General features: G+C 72.6%; 9 protein-coding genes and 1 pseudogene. 5 read left to right on the top strand and 5 right to left on the bottom strand.

The window, feature by feature from the left end; genetic code table 11:
• Window positions 1-20: 20 nt before the first annotated feature.
• Window positions 21-893, bottom strand: a complete 873-nt coding sequence (gene mca / locus VIW71_RS15530; protein WP_331622866.1) for a mycothiol conjugate amidase Mca — start codon at window positions 891-893, stop codon at window positions 21-23.
• Window positions 894-1,062: 169 nt separating this feature from the next.
• On the opposite strand from mca, the gene VIW71_RS15525 reads away from it, so the two are divergent.
• Together VIW71_RS15525 and greA are read left to right on the top strand one after the other, a co-directional pair.
• Window positions 1,063-1,485 (top strand): DUF4307 domain-containing protein, encoded by a 423-nt coding sequence (locus VIW71_RS15525; RefSeq protein ID WP_331622865.1) that lies wholly within the window; start codon window positions 1,063-1,065, stop codon window positions 1,483-1,485.
• 364 nt (window positions 1,486-1,849) lie between these two features.
• Entirely contained in the window at window positions 1,850-2,347 is a 498-nt protein-coding gene (greA, locus tag VIW71_RS15520; RefSeq protein ID WP_331622864.1) for a transcription elongation factor GreA, read from the top strand.
• A gap of 56 nt (window positions 2,348-2,403) precedes the next feature.
• On the opposite strand, the gene VIW71_RS15515 is transcribed toward greA, so the two are convergent.
• From VIW71_RS15515 to ilvA, 3 genes are all read right to left on the bottom strand, one after another.
• Window positions 2,404-3,258: an ABC transporter permease gene (locus VIW71_RS15515; RefSeq protein ID WP_331622863.1), complete on the bottom strand. Its 855-nt coding sequence runs from the start codon at window positions 3,256-3,258 to the stop codon at window positions 2,404-2,406.
• The gene (locus VIW71_RS15510) at window positions 3,255-4,283 is read right to left on the bottom strand and encodes an ATP-binding cassette domain-containing protein (protein ID WP_331622862.1); all 1,029 of its coding nucleotides are present in this window, start codon (window positions 4,281-4,283) and stop codon (window positions 3,255-3,257) included. The genes VIW71_RS15515 and VIW71_RS15510 overlap by 4 nt, the downstream gene beginning before the upstream one ends.
• A 151-nt stretch (window positions 4,284-4,434) precedes the next feature.
• Window positions 4,435-5,655 (bottom strand): threonine ammonia-lyase, encoded by a 1,221-nt coding sequence (gene ilvA, locus VIW71_RS15505; protein WP_331622861.1) that lies wholly within the window; start codon window positions 5,653-5,655, stop codon window positions 4,435-4,437.
• A 274-nt stretch (window positions 5,656-5,929) separates the two neighbouring features.
• On the opposite strand from ilvA, the gene VIW71_RS15500 reads away from it, so the two are divergent.
• The 3 genes and pseudogenes from VIW71_RS15500 to VIW71_RS15490 all read left to right on the top strand — a co-directional run bounded on the left by VIW71_RS15500 (window position 5,930) and on the right by VIW71_RS15490 (window position 7,577).
• The gene (locus VIW71_RS15500; RefSeq protein WP_331622860.1) at window positions 5,930-6,523 is read left to right on the top strand and encodes a MarR family winged helix-turn-helix transcriptional regulator; all 594 of its coding nucleotides are present in this window, start codon (window positions 5,930-5,932) and stop codon (window positions 6,521-6,523) included.
• Between the two features lie 32 nt (window positions 6,524-6,555).
• A pseudogene (locus VIW71_RS15495) lies at window positions 6,556-6,990 on the top strand (sigma factor-like helix-turn-helix DNA-binding protein); the annotation flags it as partial.
• Between the two features lie 314 nt (window positions 6,991-7,304).
• Window positions 7,305-7,577, top strand: a complete 273-nt coding sequence (locus tag VIW71_RS15490; RefSeq protein ID WP_331622859.1) for a hypothetical protein — start codon at window positions 7,305-7,307, stop codon at window positions 7,575-7,577.
• A gap of 211 nt (window positions 7,578-7,788) precedes the next feature.
• On the opposite strand, the gene VIW71_RS15485 is transcribed toward VIW71_RS15490, so the two are convergent.
• Window positions 7,789-8,937 (bottom strand): cystathionine gamma-synthase, encoded by a 1,149-nt coding sequence (locus tag VIW71_RS15485; protein WP_331622858.1) that lies wholly within the window; start codon window positions 8,935-8,937, stop codon window positions 7,789-7,791.
• Window positions 8,938-9,061 lie beyond the last annotated feature (124 nt).

Raw genomic sequence — 9,061 nt, 5'->3', positions numbered from 1 at the left:
GAACCCCGGCCGACCCGGCACTAGGACTCGCGGACGCCCGCGAAGAGGTCGTCCTCGGGGAGGGAGACGTCCACCCGGGACTTCGCCAGCTCGTAGTCCTCGGTGGGCCAGATCTCGCGCTGGATGTCCATCGGGACGTGGAACCAGGGGCCGTCGGGGTCGATCTGGGTGGCGTGGGCGAGCAGGGCCTTGTCCCGGATCTCGAAGAACTCGCCGCACGGCACCTGGGTGGAGATGTTGCGCTCGGGGCGGGCGAACTCGTCCCACCGCTTGAGCCACTCCTCGTACGGGGACTCCAGGCCGCGGGCGAGCAGCGCCTCGTGCAGGGCGATGGTGCGCGGCTTGCTGAAGCCCTGGTTGTAGTAGAGCTTCAGCGGCGTCCACGGCTCACCGGCCCCGGGGTACCGCTCCGGGTCGCCGGCGGCGTCGAAGGCGACCATCGAGATCTTGTGGGTCATGATGTGGTCGGGGTGCGGGTAGCCGCCGTTCTCGTCGTACGTGGTCATGACGTGCGGCCGGAACTCGCGGATCAGCTTCACCAGGGCGCCGGCCGCCTCGTCCACGTCCTGGAGGCCGAAGCAGCCCTCGGGCAGCGGCGGCAGCGGGTCGCCCTCGGGCAGGCCGGAGTCCACGAAACCGAGCCAGGACTGACGCACCCCGAGGATCTGGCGGGCCTCGTCCATCTCCTTGGCCCGCACCTCGTGGATGTGCTCCTCGATGTAGGGGTCGCCCTGGAGCTTCGGGTTGAGTACGGAGCCGCGCTCGCCTCCGGTGCACGTCGCCACCAGTACGTCCACCCCCTCGGACACGTACTTGGCCATCGTGGCAGCGCCCTTGCTGGACTCGTCGTCGGGGTGAGCGTGTACGGCCATCAGTCGAAGCTGCTCAGTCAAGGCGGGGTCCTCAAAAGTATTCGGGTCTCAAGGGGGCGCCACCCGTGCGGCCCCCCGCCCCCTCCGTCGGCTGAGAGGGCGCCATCTATAGTGTGACCGAGTGAGGGGACGAATAGTTCCACCGGCAGGTTCCCATGTCCTCCCGCGTCCGTGAACGGGAGGAGCGATCATGACGGCCGTGCAGCCCGGCCCGCCGCACTCCCCGCCCGACGGCCGCTACGGGCCCGGCGCCGACGCCCGCGCCGACCGCGGCCTGCGGATCGCCGCCGTCGTACTGGGCGTACTGGCCGCCGCCGGGATCGTCTGGTACGGCTGGCACTACGTGACCGGCACCGGCGTCAGCGGCCAGGTCGTCTCCTTCCGGACCGTCTCCGACCGGGCCGTCGAGATCCACCTGGAGGTGCACAAGGACCCGGACGCGGTCGTGGTGTGCACCCTCCGCTCGGAGGACGCCGAACACAACGAGGTCGGCCGCAAGGACGTGACCGTTTCCCGGCGCTCCGGACAGGTCGACACGATCGTCACGCTGCGTACCACCGCTCGCGGCCAGACCGGCGAGCTGGTGCACTGCGGCAGCGCGCCACGGGGGTAGGCACGGGGCAACGGGCCTGAGGCACCGGGACCGCGCGGGCACCGACGCCGGCCTGCGGAATCCCGGGGCTGCCGACCCGGTGGCCGACCCGTGGCCAGTGGTCCGGGCGCGGGCGGAGACCGCCGCGAGGGCGGGCGACCGGGACCGCTCACCCGCCCGGAGGCTCGGTCGCTCCCGTCCACGTCGGGTAATTGTTAGGCTCGTGGTTTCGTCCCGGCGGCCGGTGGCAATGCAACTGTTCATCGGGCCCGCGCCCGAACCGGTCCGCGGGGACGATTCGCCCTGCCGCGGACGCGGCGGCGCACCGTCCGCGGGGAGTCCGCCGGACAGGCACATGGCACGACAGTACCGACGAGGAGCACCTGTGACCCAGACCAGCGAGAACGTCACCTGGCTCACCCAGGCGGCGTACGACCAGCTCAAGGCCGAGCTGGAGGAACTGTCTGGTCCGGCGCGCGCCGAGATCGTCGCCAAGATCGAGGAAGCCCGCCAGGAAGGCGATCTCAAGGAGAACGCCGGGTACCACGCGGCGCGTGAGGACCAGGGCAAGCTGGAGCTGCGCATCCGCCAGCTCACCCAGATCCTGGAGACCGCGAAGGTGGGCGAGGCCCCGGCGGACGACGGCGTGGTGGCCCCGGGGATGGTCGTCACCATCGCGTTCGACGGCGACCCCGATGACACGATGACCTTCCTGCTGGGCTCCCGCGAGGGTGTGGCCGGCGACGTGGACACCTACTCGCCGCAGTCCCCGCTCGGCCGCGGAGTGACCGGCAAGAAGACCGGCGAGGACGCCGCGTACGAGCTGCCCAACGGCAAGACCGCGTCGGTGCGGATCCTCGACGTGAAGCCGTACCAGGGCTGAGCGGACACAGGCCTGCGGAGCCCCGGCCGTCGCCCGGCCGGGGCTCCGCTGTGCCGCTACGCCGTCGCCGACCGGTACTTGCGCACCGCCAGGGTGCGGAAGACCAGCACGATGAGCACCGACCAGAGCAGCGAGGCCCACACCGGGTGCTCCATCGGCCAGGCGCCCGAGTGCACGACCCCGGGGTTGCCGAACAGGACGCGGCACGCCTGGACGGTGGCGCTGAACGGGTTCCACTCGGCGATGTGCCGCAGCCAGGGCGTCATCCCGGCGGTGGAGACGAACGCGTTGGACACGAAGGTCACCGGGAAGAGCCAGATCAGGCCGCCGGAGGTGGCCGCCTCCGGGGAACGCACGCTCAGCCCGATCAGCGCGCCGGTCCACGAGAACGCGTACCCCAGCAGGAGCAGCAGCCCGAAGGCGGCGAACATCTTCGGGATGCCGTCGTGGACCCGCCAGCCGACCAGCAGGCCGACGATCGCCAGCACGACGACGGTGAGCGCGGTCTGCACCAGGTCGGCCAGCGTCCGGCCGGTGAGCACCGCGCCGCGGGCCATCGGCAGCGAGCGGAACCGGTCGATGAGGCCCTTGTGCATGTCGTCGGCGATGCCCGCGCCCGCGCCGGCCGTGGCGAAGGTGACGGTCTGCGCGAAGATGCCGGCCATCAGGAACTCGCGGTAGTCGCTCGCCCGGGTGGAGCCGCCGATGTTCACCGAGCCGCCGAAGACGTAGGAGAACAGCACCACGAACATGATCGGCTGGACCAGCCCGAAGACCACGACCTCGGGGATGCGCATCATCCGCAGCAGGTTGCGCTTGGCGACCACCAGGGAGTCGTGGGCGGACTGGGCGAGGCCCCCGCGCGCGGTGGGCGCGAGGGTGGCCCGAGCGGTTTCGGTCACGGTGGTCACTTCACGGCCTCCTTCACGGCGGAGCCGGCGACGACACCAGCGGCGGCGCCGTTCGCGCGGTCGTTGTCGGCGATCTCCGCCGCTTCCTCGGCCCCGTGGCCGGTGAGGGAGATGAACACGTCGTCCAGGGTCGGCCGGCGCAGACCGATGTCGTCGATCTCGATTCCCTCGGCGTCCAGGTCGCGGATGACCTCGGCGAGCAGCTTGGCGCCGCCGGTGACCGGGACGGTGATCTTGCGGGTGTGCCGCTCGATCTTGGCCTCGCCCTTGCCGAACGAGGCCAGTACGCGGGCGGCCTCCTCGATCCGGTCCCGGTCGTGCGCGACGACCTCGACGCGTTCGCCGCCGGTCTGCGCCTTGAGCTGGTCGGAGGTGCCCCGGGCGATGACGATGCCGTGGTCGATGACGCAGATGTCGTGCGCCAGGTGGTCGGCCTCCTCCAGGTACTGGGTGGTGAGCAGCAGCGTGGTGCCGCCCGCGACCAGTTCCTGGATGACCTCCCACAGCGCCTGCCGGTTGCGCGGGTCGAGTCCGGTGGTCGGCTCGTCCATGAACATGACCGGCGGACTGACGACCAGCGCGGCGGCCAGGTCGAGCCGACGCCGCATGCCGCCGGAGTACGTCTTGGAGGGCCGGCCGGCCGCGTCGGCCAGGTTGAACCGCTCCAGCAGTTCGTCGGCCCGCGCCCGCGCCCGCCGGGCGCTGAGCTGGTAGAGCTGGCCGACCATCTGGAGGTTCTCCCGGCCGGTCAGGTATTCGTCGACCGCGGCGAACTGGCCCGACAGGCCGATGTGCCTGCGCACCTCGTTGGGGTGTTTCAGTACGTCGATGCCCGCGACCACGGCCTTGCCGCTGTCGGGTCGCAGGAGGGTGGTCAGGACCCGGACGGCGGTGGTCTTCCCCGCGCCGTTGGGGCCGAGCAGCCCCAGGACAGTGCCCTCCGGTACGTCGAGATCCACTCCCCCCAGGGCTCTGACGTCGCCGAAGGTCTTCACCAGACCTTCGGCGTAGATGGCGCCCGGCATGTCTTTCGCTCCCGTCCATTGCTGTGCTTGCGGTGCTTGTACGAACAGCCGCCGTGGGCGAACGCCGCCGTACGCGAACGGATGCCCCTCGCGATATACCGCGAGAATGCCATACGCGATATATCGCGTCAATCCCCATGTCCGTGTCGCGTCAGGCGATCACCGTGTACCCGGCGTCCTCCAACGCCGCGCCGACCGCGGCGCAGTGCTCCGGTCCCTTGGTTTCCAGGTGCACCTCGACCTCGGCTTCGGTGAGCGCGAGTTTCGGGTCGATGCGCACATGGCTGACATCCAGGACGTTAGCGTCCACCACTGACAACACCCCAAGAAGCGTGGCGAGCGCCCCGGGCCGGTCGGTCAGCCGCACCCGCAGGGAGAGGTAGCGGCCCGCCGCCGACATGCCGTGGCGCAGGGTGCGCTGCATCAGCAACGGGTCCACATTCCCGCCGGACAGCACCGCGACCACCGGCCCCTCGAAGGCGTGCGGCGCGGCCAGCAGCGCCGCCACCGGGCTCGCACCGGCCGGCTCCACCACCAGCTTCGCCCGCTCCAGGCACAGCAGCAGCGCCGCGGAGAGCTGGTCCTCCGTGACCGTCACGACATCGTCCACCAGATCCCGGATGATCGCGAACGGAATGTCGCCCGGCCGGCCGACCATGATGCCGTCCGCCATGGTGGCCACCGTGTCCAGCGCCACCGGCCGCCCGGCTGCCAGCGACGGCGGATACGCGGCGGCGCCCACCGCCTGCACGCCGACGATCCGCACCTCCGGCCGCAGCGGCTTGACCGCGACCGCGATCCCGGCCGCGAGCCCGCCGCCGCCCACGCCCACCACGATCGTGCGCACCTCGGGGCACTGCTCCAGGATCTCCAGGCCGACCGTGGCCTGCCCGGCGATGACGTCCGGGTGGTCGAAGGGGTGGATCAGGACCGCACCGGTCCGCTCCGCGTACTCCCGGGCCGCCTGCAGCGTCTCGTCCACGACCGCGCCGTGCAGCCGCACCTCGGCGCCGTACTCCCGCGTCGCGGCGACCTTCGGCAGCGGCGCGCACACCGGCATGAAGACCGTCGAACGAACCCCGAGCAGCGAGGCGGCGAGCGCGACGCCCTGCGCGTGGTTGCCCGCGCTGGCCGCGACCACCCCGGCCGCCCGCTCCGCGGCGGTGAGCCCGGCGATACGGACGTACGCGCCGCGGATCTTGAACGAACCGGTCCGCTGAAGGTTCTCGCATTTGAGGTGCACAGGTGCCCCGACCAGCGACGACAGGTGGCGCGAGCCCTCCATCGTGGTGATCCGGGCGACTCCGGAAAGCATTTTGTGCGCGCCGCGCACGTCGTCGAGGGTGATCGTCTGGGGGGCCGGTCTGTCCATACGGCCAGTCTCGCAGCGTCCGCCCGAACGGCACGCCCAACGCCCTCACCTGGGGCTCTTGTTCACATCGGGGTGCCACGCCGTTCACATGGGCCCGCGCACGGTGCCGTACGAGGATGTGTGCGGGCCTCCGCACGCCTGTCAGGGCCCGGTCAGAACGGGATCGCGGATTCGACGGGAAGGGCGACGGGGGCATCCGGTCCGCGTACTCTTCTCCCAACTTCCCGCCTTCCCACCCCTCTTAGCAGGCCGACAGAACGCGAGCTTCAAGGTCATGTCCAACCCCACGGAGACCTCGACCGAACTCCTTGAGCGCCTCCAGCACCAGGTCGCCCTCTTCGCCCGCCGCGCGGAACAGACCCGGCTCGGCGGCGTCGGCAAGGCCCGCAACTCCATGGACCGCGCCGCCTATCTGCTACTCAACCGGCTCGACCGGGAGGGCCCGATGGGTGTCAAGGCGCTGGCCGAAGCGATGGGTATCGACTCCTCCACGGTGACCCGCCAGGTGGCACCGCTGGTCGACACCGGCCTGGTCAAACGCACCTCCCACCCGGAGGACGGCCGCGCGGTCGTCCTCGCCCTCTCCCCGCGCGGCCGGGGCCGCCTGGACGACGTACGCGACTCCCGCCGCCGCCTGATGGCCCAGGTCACCGACGACTGGACCGGTCAGGAGCGCGAGGTCTTCACCGACCTGCTCGTACGGTTCAACGTGGCGCTCGCCGAATGGCACGCGGGCCTGAGCCAGCGGGACGAGCTGGACGCCGCCGCGGTCGCCGCGGTCGCCGCGATCGTCGCGGAGAAGGCCGGCCCGGAGGCGGATGCCCCGCTCGGCGCGGGCGGGGTGCGGGGGGCCGGGCAGGGGGCTTGACCCCGGCCGCCCGGTTGCCATCCCATGGCCGCGTGGGGAAGCACCGGGCGGCAGCGGAACTCCGGCGGGACGCCGAATTCGAGGCGTTCGCCGCGGGCGCGGCGGGGCGGCTGCTGCACACGGCCCTGCTCCTCACCGGCGACCAGGCCGAGGCCGAGCGCCTGCTCACCACCGCACTGTCCCGCACCTACGCCGACTGGTTCCGGATGCGCGCGGAGGACCCGTACGAGCGGGCACGCGGCGAACTCGTCCGCCGGTTCGCCTGCCGCCCCTGGTGGCGCCGCCCGCACGGCGGCACCCTCGACCGGCTCACCGGCCAGGAACGCCTCGTCGTCACGATGCGGTTCTTCGAGGGCGTCGCGGAGGAACAGACTGCGGCGCAGCTCGGACTGCCCGCCGAACGGGTCCGGGCGATCTGCGCGCGGGCGGCGGCGACGCTGAGAAGCAGGGATGCGGGGGTGGGGGGCGCGGGGAGTCCGGCGGGGGCTTCCCGGCTTCCGGGGGCAGGGCCTTCCGCGGGCTCGGGACCCACCGGAACTCCGGGCTCGGGACGCTCCGCGAGCCCAGGCCCTTCCGCGGGCTCGGGGGCTTCGGCATTCTCCGCGGACACGGGCCCTTCCGGAGCTCCCCGCTCGGCGCCTTCCGCCGCCTCCGGAGTCCCCCCTTCCGGAGTCCCCCGTGCGGCGCCGAGAGCGGCGTCCGGGCGGATCGCCGGAAAACGGCCCGGCGCGCGGCGGGCCGCCGGTGAGCCGTCCGGCTCGCACGTACCCGAGGTGTCGCCGTGAGCCGGTTGCCGAACCGCCGCGACGACGAGGTCCGCCGCCTGCTGGACACCCCGCACCCCGCCGTACCCGTCGGCCTGGCGACCCGCGCGATGCTCCGAGGCCGCCGCATCCTGCACCGCCGACGCGTCGCGCACGCCGTGCTGTGGGCCCTCCTGATCGCCGCCGCCGTGGCCGGCCTGGTGCTCGCCGCCCTGATGTGGCCGGACGGCGGCACGTCCGGCGGGCCGGGCGACAGCACCTGGTGGTCCGGGACGGGCCGGCGGCGTTAGACGTCGGCCCCCCGCTGATCCCCGGCCGCCGTGCGGGGCGCACACGGAACGAGCCCGAGCCCCGTCACCCGCCCGACCGCGAACTCCGACCGCCGACCGACCGCGAACCCGGGCCGCCGGCGCGGGTCCGGGCCGCCCGACCGCGAATTCCGGCCGCCCGACCGGGTCGGCCCCCGGGGACGAGCCGACCACCGCCCCCTCCTCGCTCACCTCAGCCCAGCGCCTGCTTGAGGTCGGCCAGCAGATCGTCCACCGCCTCGATGCCGACCGACAGCCGTACCAGGTCGGCGGGGACCTCCAGCGCGGAGCCGGCCACCGACGCGTGCGTCATCCGGCCCGGGTGCTCGATCAGGGACTCCACGCCGCCCAGGGACTCGCCGAGGGTGAACAGCCGCGCCCGGTCGCACACCTCGACCGCCGCGTCCTCGCCGCCCTCGACCTGGAAGGAGACCATCCCGCCGAACGCCTTCATCTGCTTGGCGGCCACCTCGTGTCCCGGGTGCCCGGGGAGCCCCGGGTAGTACACCCGGGTGACCCTCGGGTGCGCGGTGAGCATCTCCGCGATCCGCTCGGCGTTCTCGCTGTGCCGGTCCATCCGTACCGCCAGCGTCTTGACGCCGCGCATCACGAGCCACGCGTCGAACGGCCCGGCCACCGCCCCCATCGCGTTCTGGTGGTACGCCAGCTCCTCGCCGAGCGCCGCGTCCGAGGTCACCAGCGCGCCGCCGACCACGTCGGAGTGCCCGCCCATGTACTTCGTCGTGGAGTGCACCACCACGTCCGCGCCGAGTGCGAGCGGCTGCTGGAGATAGGGGCTGGCGAAGGTGTTGTCCACCACCAGCCGTACGCCCGCCTGCCGCGCCACCCCTGCGAGCGCGGCGATGTCGGTGATGCCGAGCAGCGGGTTGGAGGGCGTCTCCACCCAGATCAGCTTCGTCTCCGGCCGCACCGCGTCCCGGACCGCCTGTACGTCCGAGGTGTCCGCGACCGACCACGTCACGCCCCAGCGTTCCACCACCTTGGCGAACAGCCGGAACGTACCCCCGTACGCGTCGTTCGGGATCACCACGTGGTCGCCGGGCGCGAGCACCGTACGCAGCAGGCAGTCCTCCGCCGCGAGCCCGGAGGCGAACGCCAGCCCGCGGCTGCCGCCCTCCAGCGCGGCCAGGTTCTCCTCCAGCGCGGTCCTGGTCGGATTGGCCGACCGGCTGTACTCGTAGCCGCCGCGCAACCCGCCGACGCCGTCCTGCTTGTACGTCGACACCTGGTAGATCGGCGTGACCACCGCGCCGGTCGCCGCGTCCGCCGGCTGCCCGGCGTGGATGGCGAGAGTTTCGAAGTGCTGGTGCTGATCGCTCATGGCCCCGAGCGTAGTGGCCTTCACGCGCGGGGTACGGCACCGCGCGGCGGCGCGGGGAACCGCGCGCCCGGCGCGACGGTGTGGCACCCGGCAGCGCGCCGGGACCCGCCGAGCCGGATCCCGG

Origin of the sequence: Streptomyces sp., from assembly GCF_036524955.1 — a bacterium.
Classification (GTDB): domain Bacteria; phylum Actinomycetota; class Actinomycetes; order Streptomycetales; family Streptomycetaceae; genus Actinacidiphila.
This window is presented reverse-complemented; position numbering and strand designations above follow the sequence as displayed.